12 protein-coding genes are annotated in these 15,362 nt (G+C 62.2%); 6 read left to right on the forward strand and 6 right to left on the reverse strand.

Features of this window, described 5'->3' with window-relative positions; genetic code table 11:
- Positions 1–1,102 (reverse strand): pseudouridine synthase (locus MOV63_RS29280; protein ID WP_247039144.1); only part of this gene is annotated, 1,102 nt, incomplete at its 3' end.
- 147 nt (positions 1,103–1,249) lie between these two features.
- Here MOV63_RS29280 and MOV63_RS29285 point away from each other — a divergent pair.
- A complete protein-coding gene (locus MOV63_RS29285; RefSeq protein WP_038540295.1) occupies positions 1,250–1,705 on the forward strand; it encodes a nucleoside deaminase in 456 nt (151 codons plus the stop codon).
- Between the two features lie 7 nt (positions 1,706–1,712).
- Here the strand turns inward: MOV63_RS29285 and MOV63_RS29290 are convergent, their stop codons facing one another.
- Together MOV63_RS29290 and ileS are read right to left on the reverse strand one after the other, a co-directional pair.
- On the reverse strand, positions 1,713–2,342 hold the full coding sequence (locus tag MOV63_RS29290) for a hypothetical protein (protein ID WP_247039146.1): 630 nt from the start codon (positions 2,340–2,342) through the stop codon (positions 1,713–1,715).
- A gap of 134 nt (positions 2,343–2,476) precedes the next feature.
- Positions 2,477–5,455 carry an isoleucine--tRNA ligase gene (ileS, locus tag MOV63_RS29295; protein ID WP_247039148.1) on the reverse strand — a complete coding sequence of 993 codons (2,979 nt, stop codon included), beginning with the start codon at positions 5,453–5,455 and terminating at the stop codon, positions 2,477–2,479.
- A gap of 280 nt (positions 5,456–5,735) precedes the next feature.
- Here ileS and MOV63_RS29300 point away from each other — a divergent pair, with 280 nt between their 5' ends.
- Both MOV63_RS29300 and MOV63_RS29305 read left to right on the forward strand, forming a co-directional pair.
- Positions 5,736–6,008, forward strand: coding sequence for a type II toxin-antitoxin system Phd/YefM family antitoxin (locus MOV63_RS29300; protein WP_247039149.1), 273 nt, complete (start codon positions 5,736–5,738; stop codon positions 6,006–6,008).
- A complete protein-coding gene (locus tag MOV63_RS29305; protein WP_247039150.1) occupies positions 6,005–6,463 on the forward strand; it encodes a type II toxin-antitoxin system VapC family toxin in 459 nt (152 codons plus the stop codon). Before MOV63_RS29300 ends, MOV63_RS29305 begins: the two co-directional genes overlap by 4 nt.
- 4 nt (positions 6,464–6,467) lie before the next feature.
- On the opposite strand, the gene MOV63_RS29310 is transcribed toward MOV63_RS29305, so the two are convergent.
- Positions 6,468–7,448, reverse strand: coding sequence for a bifunctional riboflavin kinase/FAD synthetase (locus MOV63_RS29310; protein ID WP_038584104.1), 981 nt, complete (start codon positions 7,446–7,448; stop codon positions 6,468–6,470).
- 39 nt (positions 7,449–7,487) lie between these two features.
- The gene (locus MOV63_RS29315; protein WP_247039151.1) at positions 7,488–8,336 is read right to left on the reverse strand and encodes a TIGR01459 family HAD-type hydrolase; all 849 of its coding nucleotides are present in this window, start codon (positions 8,334–8,336) and stop codon (positions 7,488–7,490) included.
- 452 nt (positions 8,337–8,788) lie between these two features.
- Between MOV63_RS29315 and groES the strand changes: the two genes are divergently transcribed.
- Both groES and groL read left to right on the forward strand, forming a co-directional pair.
- Positions 8,789–9,085 (forward strand): co-chaperone GroES, encoded by a 297-nt coding sequence (groES, locus tag MOV63_RS29320; protein WP_007752582.1) that lies wholly within the window; start codon positions 8,789–8,791, stop codon positions 9,083–9,085.
- Positions 9,086–9,143: 58 nt separating this feature from the next.
- Positions 9,144–10,787: a chaperonin GroEL gene (gene groL / locus MOV63_RS29325; RefSeq protein ID WP_038540272.1), complete on the forward strand. Its 1,644-nt coding sequence runs from the start codon at positions 9,144–9,146 to the stop codon at positions 10,785–10,787.
- A 290-nt stretch (positions 10,788–11,077) separates the two neighbouring features.
- On the opposite strand, the gene clpB is transcribed toward groL, so the two are convergent.
- A complete protein-coding gene (gene clpB / locus MOV63_RS29330; RefSeq protein WP_247039152.1) occupies positions 11,078–13,678 on the reverse strand; it encodes an ATP-dependent chaperone ClpB in 2,601 nt (866 codons plus the stop codon).
- 384 nt (positions 13,679–14,062) lie between these two features.
- Between clpB and MOV63_RS29335 the strand changes: the two genes are divergently transcribed.
- Complete coding sequence (locus MOV63_RS29335; protein WP_247039153.1) at positions 14,063–15,151, forward strand: 3-deoxy-7-phosphoheptulonate synthase; 1,089 nt, start codon at positions 14,063–14,065, stop codon at positions 15,149–15,151.
- Positions 15,152–15,362: the final 211 nt, after the last annotated feature.

The following is a 15,362-nucleotide window of genomic DNA, read 5'->3' on the forward strand; positions in this document are numbered from 1 at the left end:
CAGGCGGCTTTTCGCGCCGGTCCTCCGGCTTGCCGGCGCGCGGACGTTCCGTCCTCTCGGGCCTTGCAGTCCATTCCGAGCGCTCGGCGCGGGCGGGCTTCTCTTCGTCGTCGCCGGCGGTCTCGGTATAGATCGGCGCGTCGAAATTCGCCTTCGATTCCTCGATCAGGCGGGGCCCAAGCTGGTCGCGCAGCATGCGGCCGCGCACTTCCACCACCTCGCCTTCCGGCAGGTCTCCGAGCTGGAAAGGTCCGTAGGAAATGCGGATCAGGCGGTTGACTTCGAGGCCGAGCGCGCCGAGCACGTTCTTGATCTCGCGGTTCTTGCCTTCGCGAAGGCCCATGGTGATCCAGACATTGCTGCCCTGGCTGCGGTCGAGCGTTGCGTCGATCGAGCCGTAGAGCACGCCTTCGACGGCGATGCCCTCCTTCAGCTTGTCCAACTCCTCCTGCTTGATCTCGCCATGGGCACGCACGCGGTAACGACGCAGCCAGCCGGTGGTCGGCAGTTCCAGCACGCGTGACAGGCCGCCATCGTTGGTCAGCAGCAGCAGGCCTTCGGTATTGATGTCGAGGCGGCCGATGGAGAGCACCCGCGGCAGGCCTTCGGGCAGGTTGTCGAAGACGGTCGCGCGGCCTTCCGGATCGGAATTGGTGGTCACCAGGCCGGCAGGCTTGTGGTAAAGCCAGAGGCGGGTGCGCTCGATGCCGCGGATCGGCATACCATCCACTTCTATTCTGTCGGCGAGCGTCACGTTGACGACCGGTGTATCGAGAACCTTGCCGTTCAGGCTGACCCGACCCTCCATGATCATCCGCTCGATATCGCGGCGCGATGCGATGCCGACACGGGCGAGGATCTTGGAGATGCGCTCGGGCTTGCCCTCGGCCTCCATGGTTTCCGGTGCTGGCGGCAGCTTGCGAAGGGGCTTTGCCGCCTTTTCAGCGCCGCTCTTGGCCGCGGAACTCTTCCTGGGGCCGAGGCCTTCCTTGGCGGAGAAACCCGCCTTGCCTGCAGCGCCGGCCTTCGGAGCGGCTCTCGGTTTGGTTTCGCGAACGAAAGTCTTGCCTTCGCCGCGCTTCGGCTTGTCTTTGGAATTCATTTGTTGTTTGCCTGAAGCGTGATGTCTACGGAGCGATCCGGACATTCTTGTTCGTGTTGACTGAGATGGATTCGTGCCCGCAGCCGGGCGTCCAGTTGGATGCTTCCTACCAGTTCGCGCGATCCGGGTTAAGAGGAAATCGCCGAAATGCCTAATACCGATGGGTTCATGAATGCTGCCCTTGCGGAAGCCAAAGACGCGGCCGCCCGCGGCGAGGTTCCGATCGGCGCCGTTCTGGTCATCGACGGCGTCATCGTCGCCCGCTCCGGAAACCGGACCCGCGCCGAAAACGACGTTACCGCCCATGCCGAGATCGCCGTCATCCGGGATGCCGCGGCCGCGCTTGGACAGGAGCGGCTATCAGGTGCCGACCTCTACGTGACGCTCGAACCCTGCACCATGTGCGCGGCAGCGATCTCGTTTGCGCGCATCCGGCGGCTCTATTACGGCGCGGAAGACCCGAAAGGCGGAGCGGTGGACAACGGCGTGCGCTTCTTCGCCCAGCCGACCTGCCATCATGCGCCGGAAGTCTATTCCGGCCTCGGCGAAAGCGAAGCCGCGATCCTGCTCACCGGCTTCTTCAGATCGAAAAGAGAGAGCTAAAGCGGGCTTAGAAGAGCTTCCACCAATCGCTGGACTTCTTGGCGTCCGCCGCTTGCGCCTTGCGGCGCTTTTCCTTCTGGCTTTCGGGCTCGCCGACATCCGACAGTGCTGCTGCGTCCGCCGAGCGGAATTCCGCCGGCGGCTCGGCGAGCGAACGGCGGCGTCCGGTGACGCTGACGGTCTCGGCGTTTTCCTTGGCCTTGCGGAAGGCTTCCCACTTTTCCGTCTCGGTCATCTGGCCGGCCTGGCCATTGCCCGCCAACAGTGGTGAGCGATAGTTGGGATCATTCTCGTGTGCCGCCGCCTCGGCACGCAGACGCTTGCGGGTTTCTTCCGGAGATTCGACCCAGTTGGGGTTGCTCTCGCGGTTCGCCAGCGACTGCTGCGGCGCCGGCAGTGCCTGGTCCTGTCCCTTGGCGACAACCAGCGAAGGACGCGGGTTGTATTTCAGGCCGGCTTTCGCTTCGGTATTCTTGCCACCCAGCGAGACGGACTGACCGAGATCGTCGGTCAGCTGTTCCATGGCGGTTTTGTCAGTGCCGTAGGTCGGGCCGCCGATGCAGCCCGAAAGGGTCAATGTCGAGGCGAGGATACCGGCCAAGCCCATGCCGACACGAAACGCATATGTCGCTTTCATCAAAACCCTTCCAGCGGCGCCCGTCCTGACGCCTCAGACACAATCAAACGCCTGATGGCCGGAAAATCCGGCCAATTTCAGGCGGTTTTACCGGATGATTGCCTAAAGCGCAATCATCCGGTGATTTCAAGCCGTCAAAGCCGGCCAAGTGCAGCGAGTTCGCGCAATGCGGCTGCGTCGCGCGCCGATACATCCGGATAGGCCGGATCGGAGCCGACATCGGTCGTCACCCGCCACGAGCGGGCACATTTGGTGCCTTCGGCAAGTTTCGGATCGACCGCGACGCCCTGCACTTCCGGCAGACGGAAGGCGTTTTCCGGCCCCTCGCCCGCAACGATCGCGATGCCCGACGTGATGCAGGTCTCTTCGAACTCCTGGCCTTCCAGCGCCTTCATCAGCTCCGGATCGTTGACATAAACGACCGGTGCGGCCTCCAGCGAAGAACCGATCCGCTTGTCCTTGCGCTCGATTTCGAGCGCGCCTGTGACAACCGAACGCACCTTGCGGATCTGCGCCCACTTCTCGGCGACCGCCTCGTTTTTCCATTCGGTCGGGACCGTCGGGAACTGTTCGAGATGGATCGAAACCGCATTCGGGTTGCGCGACAGCCACGATTCTTCGGTGGTGAACGGCAGCATGGGCGCAAGCCAGGTCACCGTGCAGTCGAAGATCTTGCGGATGACGGCGAGAGCCGCGCGGCGGCGCAGCGACGACGGGGCGTCGCAATAAAGCGCATCCTTGCGGATGTCGAAGTAGAAGGCCGACAGTTCGATATTGGAAAAGTCGATCAGCGCACGGGCGATCTTCTTGAACTCGAAAGCGTCATAACCTTCGCGCACCAGCTTATCGAGCTCGGCGAGACGATGCAGCATCAGCTTTTCAAGTTCCGGCAGGGCGGCATAGGCGATCTCCTCGCCCTCGTCATGGGCGAGCGTGCCGAGCATCCAGCGGATCGTGTTGCGCAGCTTGCGATACGCGTCGACATTGGTCTGGATGATCGTCTTGCCGAGGCGCTGGTCTTCCCAATAGTCGGTCGTCATCACCCAGAGGCGCAGGATATCGGCGCCGGCATCCTTCATGACGTCCTGCGGCGCCACGACATTGCCGAGCGACTTCGACATCTTCTGGCCCTTCTCATCCATGGTGAAGCCATGGGTGACGACCGTGTCATAAGGTGCGCGGCCGCGGGTGGCGGCGGATTCCAGCAGCGAGGAATGGAACCAGCCGCGATGCTGGTCCGATCCTTCCAGATAGACGTCAGCCGGCCATTTGAGGTCCGGGCGGTCTTCCAGCGTGAACGTGTGCGTCGAGCCCGAGTCGAACCAGACATCGAGGATGTCCATCACCTGGGTCCAGCCTTCGTTGGCGCGCGACCCAAGAAAGCGCTCACGCGCTCCTTCGGCAAACCAGGCGTCGGCACCTTCGAGATCGAAGGCCTCGAGGATGCGCTGATTGACCGCCTCGTCCTGGAGGATTTCGCCCTGCTCATCGACAAAGACGCAGATCGGGACGCCCCAGGCGCGCTGGCGCGAAAGCACCCAGTCCGGGCGCTGTTCGATCATGGCGCGCAGGCGGTTCTGGCCGGCAGCGGGCACGAAACGCGTGTCGTCGATCGCCTTCAGCGCGCGGGAGCGCAGCGTGGTGCCGTCAGCAAGGTCCTTGTCCATGTAGACGAACCACTGCGGCGTGTTGCGGAAGATGATCGGCTTCTTCGACCGCCACGAATGCGGATACTGATGCTTCATCCGGCCGCGGGCAAACAGCGCGTTGCGCTCGATCAGCGCCTTGATGACGCGGTCGTTGGCATCGCCCTTCTTACCGTTGTCGTCCATGACGCGAGCACCATCGAAACCGGGGGCGTCGGCGGTGTAGAAACCGCCATCGTCGACCGTGAAGGGGATTTTCGACGAGATGCCGCGGGCTTCGAGTTCGCGGGCAACGGATGTCCAGGCGTCAAAGTCCTCGCGACCGTGGCCGGGGGCGGTGTGGACGAAACCGGTGCCGGCATCATCAGTGACGTGATCGCCAGCGAGGAGCGGGACGGCGAAGTCATAGCCGCCGCCGAGGCCCTTGAAGGGATGGGCAGCAACGATGGCGCCAAGCTCATCGGCGGAGATATCGCGCAGGCGCTTGTACTGGAGCTTGGCCTTGGCGAAGCTCTCTTCCGCCAGCTTGTCAGCAAAGATCAGCTTTTCGCCGGGGCGCGGGCCGAAATCGTTGGCGGCTTCGGTCACCTCGTAGAGGCCATAGGAGATCTTTGGCGAATAGGAGATCGCCCGGTTGCCGGGGATGGTCCAGGGCGTGGTGGTCCAGATGACCACGTGGGCGCCTAGCAATTCATCAAACTGCTTTGCAAATTCGATTGCCGTAGCCGCGATATGTCCGGAACCTACTGCTGGATCAACTCCATGCAGTCCCGTGGTACCGTGCCTTCTCACGACCGGGAACTTCACCCAGATCGTGTCGCTCTCGTAGTCGTGGTACTCGACCTCAGCCTCGGCCAGCGCGGTGCGCTCGACGACCGACCACATGATCGGCTTCGAGCCGCGATAAAGCTGGCCGCTCTGCGCGATCTTCAGCAGTTCGCCGGCGATGCGGCTCTCGGCGTGAAAGTTCATCGTCAGGTACGGGTTTTCGAAATCGCCGACGATGCCGAGGCGCTTGAATTCTTCCCCCTGGACCTTGATCCAGCCGGCGGCGAATTCGCGGCATTCGCGGCGAAATTCGTTGATCGGAACCTCGTCCTTGTTCTTGCCCTTGGCGCGATAGGCTTCCTCGATCTTCCATTCGATCGGCAGGCCGTGGCAATCCCAGCCCGGAACATAGTTCGAGTCATAACCGCGCATCTGGAACGAGCGGGTGATCACGTCCTTCAGGATCTTGTTCAGCGCGTGGCCGATATGGATGTTGCCGTTGGCATAGGGCGGGCCGTCATGCAGCACGAATTTTGTCCGGCCCGCGGCGGAGGCGCGCAGCTGCTTGTAGAGGTCCATCTGCTGCCAGCGGGCAACCAGTTCCGGTTCCTTCTGCGGCAGGCCGGCGCGCATCGGGAAATCGGTTTCGGGCAGATAGAGGGTTTTCGAGTAGTCGATTTTTTCGGCGGTATCGGTCATGGGAGCAATCGTCCTGGCGCCGCGACGGGGCGCATCTCGATGAAAATTCGCTGGCGGAAGGCGCTCGTGAAGCGCCAAAAACCCGGACCCTCCGGCCGCTCTTACAGCGCGCGGAAGGCCGGGCCTATAATTCGAATGATCTGGGCCAGCCGGAATTTTTTCATGGTGGCGGTTCTTAAGGGTTTTTGCGGCGGAAAGGAAGGGGCAAAACCAACATGTCGTCCTAGACTTTCAAACGCGCGGAGACTATATCTGACTAGCTGACCAGTCGGAGGTTTTCATGCCGGGCAAACCCACCGCTCACGACAATAGCTGGAAGCTGGAGGATGCCAAGGCACGCTTCAGCGAAGTGGTGAGGCGCGCGCACAGCGAAGGCCCCCAGCGCGTGACTGTGCGGGGCCGCGACAGCGTCGTCGTGATCAGCACAGAGGAGCTGGAGAGGTTGACCAGAGCCACACCTGAGAAATCCTTCGTGGAATTCATGGAAGGCCTGGGGCTGGACACGCTAGAGCTGGAACGGGAAGCGGATCGCGGTCGGGATATCGAGCTGTGATCGGCTGGCTGCTGGATACCAATGTCGTCGCCGCGCTGATCAATCCGAACGGAGCTCCTTCCGTCAAACGGTGGGCCGCCGGTCAAGATGAAAACCGTTTCCTCATCAGTATCCTGACGTTGGCGGAATATGACAAGGGCATCGAAAACCTGCCGCCGGATGACGAAAACCGCTATCGTTATGCCGCAGCCCGTGATGCGCTCGAAGACAGGTTTGCCGGACGGATCCTTTCCGTCAGCGACGCGATCGTCAGGCGATGGGGCGCTATATCCGGAAGGGTGAAGCAGGCGACCAGCCATGCGCCGCCGGTGATCGACACGCTGTTTGCCGCAACGGCGATCGAGCACAATCTCTATCTCGCCACCCGCAACGTGAAAGACACCCGCGCGTCGGGTGCTGCAATCTTCGATCCCTGGCAGGACGACCCCGAGCGGTTTCCGCTGAGCCGCCGCTAACGCCTCAAAACGCGATCTTGGCGTCCACCTCGCCGAGCGGCCTGACACCGGACAGCAGCGCCCGCGCCTCTTCCTCGTCGCGCTTGATCTGGGCGACCAGGGCATCGAGGCCGTCGAATTTCAGTTCGTCGCGCAGGTGGCCGAAGAAGGAGACGGAGCAGGTTTCGCCGTAAAGGCTGCCGGAGAAATCGAAAAGGTAGGTTTCGAGCAGGGGCGCACCGTTTTCGGTCACCGTCGGGCGGCGGCCATAGCTGGCGACGCCGTCGAAAAGCGTGCCGTCGGGGCGGCGGAAGCGGACGGCGTAGATGCCGGCCTTGAGTACGGCCTCCGGCGGCAGCTGCATGTTGGCGGTCGGGAAACCGAGCTGGCGGCCGAGCTTTTCACCGCCGATCACCTCCGCCTCGAGCGTGTAGCGATAACCGAGCAGGCCGGCCGCGGCGGAGACATCGCCTTCCGCCAGCAGGTCACGGATGCGGCTGGACGAGATCACCTCGGCATTCTCGTCACGGAAGGCATCGACCAATTGCACGTTGAAACCATGCTTGGCGCCGGACGCCATCAGGAAGGCCGGGCCGCCTTTCCGGTCCTTGCCGAAATGAAAGTCGAAGCCGGTGACGACGGCGCTGGCTGCCAGCCAATCCACGAGAATGGTCTGGATGAATTCTTCCGCCGAGCGGGTGGCGAACTCGCGGGTGAAGGGATATTCGATCACCGAGCGGAAACCCATGGCCTCGAGCAGGCGAGCCTTGAGCGGCGCCGGGGTCAGGCGGAAGACCGGTTCCTCCGGGCGGAAAACGGTGCGCGGATGCGGCTCGAAGGTCAGCACCAGGGCTGGCACGCCGCGCTGTTCGGCAAGTGCCAGCGCGCGCTCCAATACGCTGCGATGGCCGCGATGCACGCCGTCGAAATTGCCGATGGCGATGACGCCGCCCTTCAACTCCTCGGGCAGCGGTTCCTTCTTCTCGTTGCGATGGAAGACAGTCATGCGCGGATTCCGGTTCAGGCCCAATCCAGGCCCAGGGGGCTATGCGAGGCGCGGCATCCAGTATTTCGGCGCGGCATTTTCCCGCTTCAGCCAGGCGTTGAGGATCGCCTCGTCGGTCTGGCCGTTGACGGTATATTCCGAAACATGGATGCCCCCGCTGATATAAAGCAGGTCGAGGCCGTATGCGAGCGCGCCGCGCACGTCGGTCGGCATGCCGTCGCCGATCGCCAGCACCCGGTTCATCGGGAAATCGCCGCGCACTTCGCGGGCAGCTTCGATCGTCGCCTCGTAGATCGGGCGGTGCGGCTTGCCGGCGACGCGGGTCTTGCCACCGAACTCTTCGTAATAGGCCGCGACAGCGCCGGCGCAGGGGATGATCTTGTGGCCGCGCTCGACGACGAGATCCGGGTTGGCGCAAATGAAAGGCACGTCGCGCTTGGCAAACGCTGCCAGCATGTCGGTATAGTCTTCCGGGACTTCCTTCTCGTCGTCGAAGAAACCGGTGCAGACGATGCATTCGGCTTCGTCGGCGGAGACCACCTCGACGCCGAGCCCGTCAAACAGGTTGAGGTCGCGTTCGGGACCGATCAGAAAAACCTTTTTCGGGCCGTCGACGATCAGGTGCTGGGTGACGTCGCCCGACGTAACGATCCGGTCATAGGTGCCGTCTGGCACGCCGAGCGCGCGCATCTGCTCGATGACGCCGGGTGCCGTGCGCGGCGAATTGGTGATCAGCACGACGGTGGCGCCGGCTTCGCGGGCTGCGGCGAGCGCCTTGCAGGAATGCTGGAAAGCCTCGACACCGTTGTGAACCACACCCCAGACGTCCGAAAGGACAACGTCGTAGTCGCCGATCACTTCGCTCAGATTGCCGATGCGCTTTGCCATGTAATATTCCCATCTCGCAAGTCCCGGGTCACATGACAAACCCGGTTGAGGATTACAAGAGATAATCGGGAGAAAAACCGCGACGATATCGCCGACGTCGGCGGGGATAACTCTTCGCACCGGTGCCCGGATCGCAGCCGCGTCGGCGCCATTCTTCCACCAAAGTCCCGTGCAACATGCCGACCTGCCCGAAGGGGTGGCCGAAACGAGAGACCCCGATGTGGCCGCAGACGGCCGGCAGTTCCGCGAGACAACAGGCGTTCAGCCAGCATCCGTATCGTTAAGCGTATTTCGTATGAAGTTCCGAGCCGTCTCGAAAATTTTACGGCCGTTCTTGACTCATCCGCCAGCCAGCCCTATTTCGACGCGGCTGGCACTCTCCAACCGGGAGTGCTAACAGCACCGAGATACGGGTTTCACCCGTCCATGTCATTTGATCGAGGGATTAGACAATGGCAAGCACCAATTTCCGCCCCCTTCATGACCGCGTCGTTGTTCGTCGCGTCGAATCCGAAGCCAAGACCAAGGGCGGCATCATCATTCCTGATACCGCCAAGGAAAAGCCGCAGGAAGGCGAAATCGTCGCCGTCGGCACCGGCACCCGCGACGACAAGGGCAACATCACTGCTCTCGACGTCAAGGCTGGCGATCGCGTCCTGTTCGGCAAGTGGTCGGGCACCGAAGTCAAGCTCGATGGCGAAGACCTTCTGATCATGAAGGAATCCGACATCATGGGCATCATCGGCTGATTTCCGCCGGTTACTCTTCATTCTAAATCGCTGACACCCCTTTTCAGGAGTTATCAAAATGGCAGCCAAAGAAATCAAGTTCGGCCGCACCGCGCGCGAAAAGATGCTGCGCGGCGTCGACATTCTTGCCGATGCAGTCAAGGTCACGCTCGGCCCGAAGGGCCGCAACGTCATCATCGACAAGTCCTTCGGCGCTCCGCGCATCACCAAGGACGGCGTATCGGTCGCCAAGGAAATCGAACTTGACGACAAGTTCGAGAACATGGGCGCCCAGATGGTCCGCGAAGTTGCTTCGAAGACCAACGACATCGCCGGCGACGGCACCACGACTGCTACCGTTCTTGCCCAGGCGATCGTTCGCGAAGGCAACAAGGCCGTTGCAGCCGGCATGAACCCGATGGACCTGAAGCGCGGCATCGATCTCGCCGTTGCAGACGTCGTCAAGGATCTCCAGGCCAAGGCCAAGAAGATCTCGACCTCGGAAGAAGTCGCACAGGTCGGCACGATCTCGGCAAACGGCGACAAGCAGGTCGGTCTCGACATTGCTGAAGCCATGCAGAAGGTCGGCAACGAAGGCGTCATCACGGTTGAAGAAGCCAAGACCGCCGAAACCGAACTCGAAGTCGTCGAAGGCATGCAGTTCGACCGCGGCTACCTGTCGCCCTACTTCGTCACCAACCCGGAAAAGATGGTCGCCGATCTCGACGACGCTTTCATTCTCCTCCACGAGAAGAAGCTCTCGAACCTGCAGGCTATGCTCCCGGTTCTCGAAGCTGTCGTTCAGACCGGCAAGCCGCTGCTGATCATCGCTGAAGACGTCGAAGGCGAAGCTCTTGCGACGCTCGTCGTCAACAAGCTGCGTGGCGGGCTCAAGATCGCTGCCGTCAAGGCTCCGGGCTTCGGCGACCGCCGCAAGGCCATGCTCGAAGACATCGCCATCCTGACGGGCGGCACTGTCATCTCCGAAGACCTCGGCATCAAGCTCGAAAATGTCACGCTCGACATGCTCGGCCGCACCAAGAAGGTCTCGATCTCCAAGGAAAACACCACGATCGTCGACGGCGCCGGCTCCAAGGCCGACATCGAAGGCCGCGTTGGTCAGATCAAGGCTCAGATCGAAGAAACCACCTCGGACTACGACCGCGAAAAGCTGCAGGAACGTCTGGCCAAGCTGGCTGGCGGCGTTGCCGTGATCCGCGTCGGCGGTTCGACGGAAGTCGAAGTCAAGGAAAAGAAGGACCGCATCGACGACGCCCTCAACGCGACGCGCGCTGCTGTTCAGGAAGGCATCGTACCGGGCGGCGGCGTTGCCCTGCTGCGTTCCTCCGTCAAGATCACCGCAAAGGGTGCAAACGACGACCAGGAAGCCGGCATCAACATCGTTCGCCGCGCTCTTCAGTCGCTGGTTCGCCAGATCGCTGAAAACGCTGGTGACGAAGCTTCGATCGTGGTCGGCAAGATCCTCGAAAAGAACGAAGACAACTACGGCTACAACGCCCAGACGTCTGAATATGGCGACATGATCACCATGGGCATCGTCGATCCGCTCAAGGTCGTTCGCACAGCTCTGCAGAACGCAGCTTCGGTTGCTTCGCTGCTGATCACCACCGAAGCCATGATTGCCGAACTTCCGAAGAAGGAATCGGCTGGCGGCGGCATGCCTGGCGGCATGGGCGGCATGGGCGGCATGGACATGATGTGATAGGCGCAAGCCTATCGCGGAAGCCGCCCCTCACCTCACGTGGTTCAGCGCGTCAAGCGCGCTGAACAGGCGGCAAGAAGCAGCCTAGTTTGAAAACGATTTAGGGCTCCGGTTTGACCGGGGCCCTTTCTGTTTGAGGCTCCGCGAGCGCACTTCGCGAAACAGACCTGGCCCCGACCCGTTCCAAACCGTCCCCCAATGAAAATGGCCGCACTGTTTCCGGTGCGGCCATTCTTTGACTGAGCTGTTCGACGCCTCACGCTGGGTTGCGGAGCCGCTGTTTTGGCAGGTTATGCAGCTTCGCTGACCGCCCGCTTGACCCGGAAGAGCAGCCGGTCGGAACCGGCACTCACAGCAACGGCCGATCCATCCGGGATCTGGCCGCCGAGGATCTGTTCGGCGAGCGGATCCTGCATGAACTTCTGGATCACCCGCTTCAGCGGACGAGCGCCGTAGACCGGATCGTAGCCCTTGTCGGCCAGCCATTCGCGGGCGTCCGAACCGAGATCGATGCTGATCTTGCGCTCCGCCAGAAGCGACAGCAGCCGCTTCATCTGGATATCGACGATCGCACCCATCTCGTTGCGCTTCAGGCGATGGAACAGGATGATCTCGTCGACGCGGTTCAAAAATTCAGGCCGGAACGAGGCTTTCACGACGTCCATCACCTGTTCGCGCACGCTTTCGGAATCCTCGCCCTCGCGAAGAGCGGTCAGGTATTCCGCTCCGAGATTGGAGGTCATGATGATCATCGTGTTCTTGAAGTCGACCGTGCGGCCCTGCCCGTCCGTCAGGCGACCGTCGTCGAGCACCTGCAGGAGAACGTTGAACACGTCCGGATGCGCCTTCTCGATCTCGTCGAACAGCACGATCTGGTAGGGTTTGCGCCGCACCGCCTCGGTCAGCGCGCCGCCTTCCTCGTAACCGACATAACCCGGAGGTGCACCGATGAGCCGCGCGACCGAATGCTTCTCCATGTATTCCGACATGTCGAGACGAACCATCGCCGACTCGTCGTCGAACAGGAAGCGGGCCAGCGATTTTGTCAGCTCCGTCTTGCCGACACCGGTCGGGCCAAGGAAGATGAACGAGCCGATCGGCCGGTTCGGATCCTGCAGGCCGGCGCGCGAACGGCGAACCGCACGCGAGACGGCCTGGACCGCATCACCCTGGCCGATGACGGATTTCGCCAGTTCGTCTTCCATGCGCAGCAGCTTGTCGCGCTCGCCTTCCAGCATCTTGTCGACCGGAATGCCGGTCCAGCGCGACACCACATGGGCGATCGCATCCGGGTTCACGACTTCCTGCACCATGGCATTGGTCGAAGTATCCTGGGCTTCGGCGTCCACGAGGCGCTTTTCCAGTTCCGGGATCACGCCATAGGTCAGTTCGCCGGCACGCTGGAACTCGCCCTTGCGCTGGGCAGTCGCCAGTTCGTTGCGGGCTTCGTCGAGCTGCCGCTTCAGGTCGGCGGCAAGGCCGAGCTTCTGCTTTTCCGCCTGCCAGCGGGCCGTCAGCGCATCCGCCTGTTCTTCGAGCGAGGTCACTTCGCCTTCGAGACGCTGCAGCCGATCGGCCGAGGCGCTATCGGTTTCCTTCTTCAGGGCTTCGCGCTCGATCTTGAGCTGCATGATGCGGCGGTCGAGTTCGTCGAGTTCCTCGGGCTTGGAATCCACCTGCATGCGCAGCCGCGATGCGGCTTCGTCCATCAGGTCGATCGCCTTGTCGGGCAGGAACCGGTCGGTGATGTAGCGGTTGGAAAGCGTCGCAGCCGCAACCAGGGCCGAATCCGAGATGCGGACCTTGTGGTGCTGTTCGTATTTTTCCTTCAGGCCGCGCAGGATCGAGATCGTGTCCTCGACCGTCGGTTCCTCGACCATGACCGGCTGGAAACGACGGGCAAGCGCCGGGTCCTTTTCTACATGCTTGCGGTATTCGTCGAGCGTGGTGGCGCCGACGCAATGCAGTTCGCCGCGGGCAAGCGCCGGCTTCAGGAGGTTGGAGGCATCCATCGCGCCGTCGGACTTGCCTGCACCCACCAGCGTGTGCATCTCGTCGATGAACAGGATGATCTCGCCGTTTTCAGACTGCACCTCGTTCAAGACGCTCTTCAGCCTCTCCTCGAACTCGCCGCGGTATTTTGCGCCAGCGATCAGGGCACCCATGTCGAGCGCCATCAGCTTCTTGTCTTTCAGGCTTTCCGGCACGTCGCCATTGATGATGCGCAGCGCCAGGCCTTCGGCGATCGCCGTCTTGCCGACGCCGGGCTCACCGATCAGGACCGGATTGTTCTTGGTGCGGCGGGAGAGGACCTGGATCGTGCGGCGGATTTCATCATCGCGGCCGATCACCGGATCAAGCCTGCCGTCGCGGGCTTCCGCCGTGAGGTCCCGCGCATATTTCTTGAGCGCTTCGAACCCGGCCTCGGCATTGGCGCCATCGGCGGTGCGGCCCTTGCGGATGTCGTTGATGACCTGGTTGAGCCCCTGCGCGGTCACGCCGGCCTTTTTCAGGGTGGCGGAGGTCGAAGCCGAGGTCTCGATGACAAGCGCTAGAAGCAGGCGTTCGACGGTGACGAAACTGTCGCCGGCCTTCTTGGCAGCCTCTTCCGCGGTCGAGAAAACCTTGGCGAGCGGCTGGGAGAGATAGATTTCGCCATTGCCGCCGGAAACCTTGGGAAGTTTCGCGAGCGCGGCGTCATTGGCGATACGCGCTTCCTTGGCGCTGCCGCCGGCGCGGTCGATGAGCGAGGACGCCATGCCCTGGTCGTCGTCGAGCAGCACCTTCAGCACGTGTTCAGGCGTGAACTGCTGGTGACCCGAAGCCAAAGCCTGGGTCTGAGCCGACTGCAGGAAACCGCGGACGCGCTCGGAGTATTTTTCAATGTTCATTACGGTACCTCCAGTGATCGACCCGCCCATTATAAGGCACGGACCGATGATTGAGATTGAGCTCCCTCAAAGGCGAGCCCTGCCGAAGTCTCGGCGCTGCTGGAGATATGGTAAGCGGATTCTCGTGTTTAAAGTGTTCAGAACGTCAAAATCCGCGCGCGGAAACGCCACGAATTTTCCGCGTGACAATCCGCAATCGAGCGAATAGAGAAACCGCATGTCTTTCACGTCCGCCTACGCCTCGCGATTTTATAGCTACCGCTTTCCCCAGCGGATGCGGGTCCGTGCGTAGCTGATTTCGACGCAACGACATTCCCTCAAGCCGCTAGTCTACCTGGCGGCTTTTTCAATTCCGCACGGTAGCGCCAAACAGGAGCCATACCCGTGCCGAATGCCAAACCTGCAGATGCCTCGATAGATACGATCGACGATCGCCGCATCGTCGAAATCACCCCGCTGACCATCCCCGCCGACATTATCGCGGAAATCCCGCGCAACGAGGCGGTTACCGAGACCGTGACCCGGACGCGCGACACCGTCCACCACATCCTTCATGGCGAGGACGACCGGCTGATCGTGGTCATCGGCCCCTGCTCCATCCACGACCCGGTTGCCGCGCGGGACTATGCGGCCCGGCTGGAAGAACAGCGACGGCGTTTCAGCGGCGATCTCGAAATCATCATGCGCGTCTATTTCGAAAAACCGCGCACCACCGTCGGCTGGAAGGGCCTGATGAACGACCCGCATCTGGACGGCAGCTACCGCATCGAAGAGGGTTTGAGGATCGCCCGGCAGCTTCTTCTGGACATCAATGCCACGGGCCTTCCGGCCGGCTGCGAATTCCTCGATACGATCACCCCGCAATATATCGCCGACCTCGTCAGCTGGGGCGCGATCGGCGCGCGGACGACCGAAAGCCAGGTACATCGCCAGCTGGCATCCGGCCTCTCCTGCCCGATCGGCTTCAAGAACGGCACCGATGGCGGCGTCGCCGTCGCGCTCGATGCCATACTGGCCGCATCGCAGACGCACCATTTTCCGGCGGTGACCAAGGACGGCCGGGCTGCGATCGCCACGACGACCGGCAACGACGATTGCCACGTCATCCTGCGCGGCGGCAAGCTGCCGAATTATGAGGCGGCCGATGTCGAGGCCGTTTCCAGGGACGCGGCGAAACGCGGCTTGGAGCCGCGCATCCTCATCGATGCCAGCCATGCCAATAGCGGCAAGGACCCGATGAACCAGCCGCTGGTCGTCAAAAACGTCGCGACGCAGATCGCGGCCGGCAACGTGGCCATCAAGGGCATGATGATCGAGAGCAATATCGTCGGCGGCCGCCAGGACCTCGTACCCGGCAGACCTCTCGTCTACGGCCAGAGCATCACCGACGGCTGCATCGACTGGGAAACGTCCGTCTCTGTGCTCGAAGAGCTTGCCCGCTCCGCCCGCGATCGGCGCCAGGCCCGCGCCTGAAGCAGAAGGGCTTTGCTCACGGAAAAAGGCCGCCCGGTTTCCCGAGCGGCCTTCTTGATTTCGTTATTCCAGCCCGTGGGGCTTATTCGGAAGCAGCGTCCGCCAGGGCCGGCTGAGAGCCGTCGCCCGAGGCTTCGCCTTCGGAACCACCCTCTTCACCGGCGCCTTCGCCACGACGCGGACGACGCGGACGGCTGCCGGCAGCGCGACG

Source organism: Neorhizobium sp. SHOUNA12A, assembly GCF_023006505.1.
In the GTDB taxonomy this organism is placed as follows: domain Bacteria; phylum Pseudomonadota; class Alphaproteobacteria; order Rhizobiales; family Rhizobiaceae; genus Neorhizobium.

Excerpts from the sequence above, each read along its gene's own strand:
- MOV63_RS29285 (WP_038540295.1), top strand. The coding sequence starts at position 1,250 with ATGCCTAATACCGATGGGTTCATGAATGCTGCCCTTGCGGAAGCCAAA.
- MOV63_RS29290 (WP_247039146.1), bottom strand. The coding sequence starts at position 2,342 with ATGAAAGCGACATATGCGTTTCGTGTCGGCATGGGCTTGGCCGGTATC.
- ileS (WP_247039148.1), bottom strand. The coding sequence starts at position 5,455 with ATGACCGATACCGCCGAAAAAATCGACTACTCGAAAACCCTCTATCTG.
- MOV63_RS29300 (WP_247039149.1), top strand. The coding sequence starts at position 5,736 with ATGCCGGGCAAACCCACCGCTCACGACAATAGCTGGAAGCTGGAGGAT.
- MOV63_RS29310 (WP_038584104.1), bottom strand. The coding sequence starts at position 7,448 with ATGACTGTCTTCCATCGCAACGAGAAGAAGGAACCGCTGCCCGAGGAG.
- MOV63_RS29315 (WP_247039151.1), bottom strand. The coding sequence starts at position 8,336 with ATGGCAAAGCGCATCGGCAATCTGAGCGAAGTGATCGGCGACTACGAC.
- groES (WP_007752582.1), top strand. The coding sequence starts at position 8,789 with ATGGCAAGCACCAATTTCCGCCCCCTTCATGACCGCGTCGTTGTTCGT.
- groL (WP_038540272.1), top strand. The coding sequence starts at position 9,144 with ATGGCAGCCAAAGAAATCAAGTTCGGCCGCACCGCGCGCGAAAAGATG.
- clpB (WP_247039152.1), bottom strand. The coding sequence starts at position 13,678 with ATGAACATTGAAAAATACTCCGAGCGCGTCCGCGGTTTCCTGCAGTCG.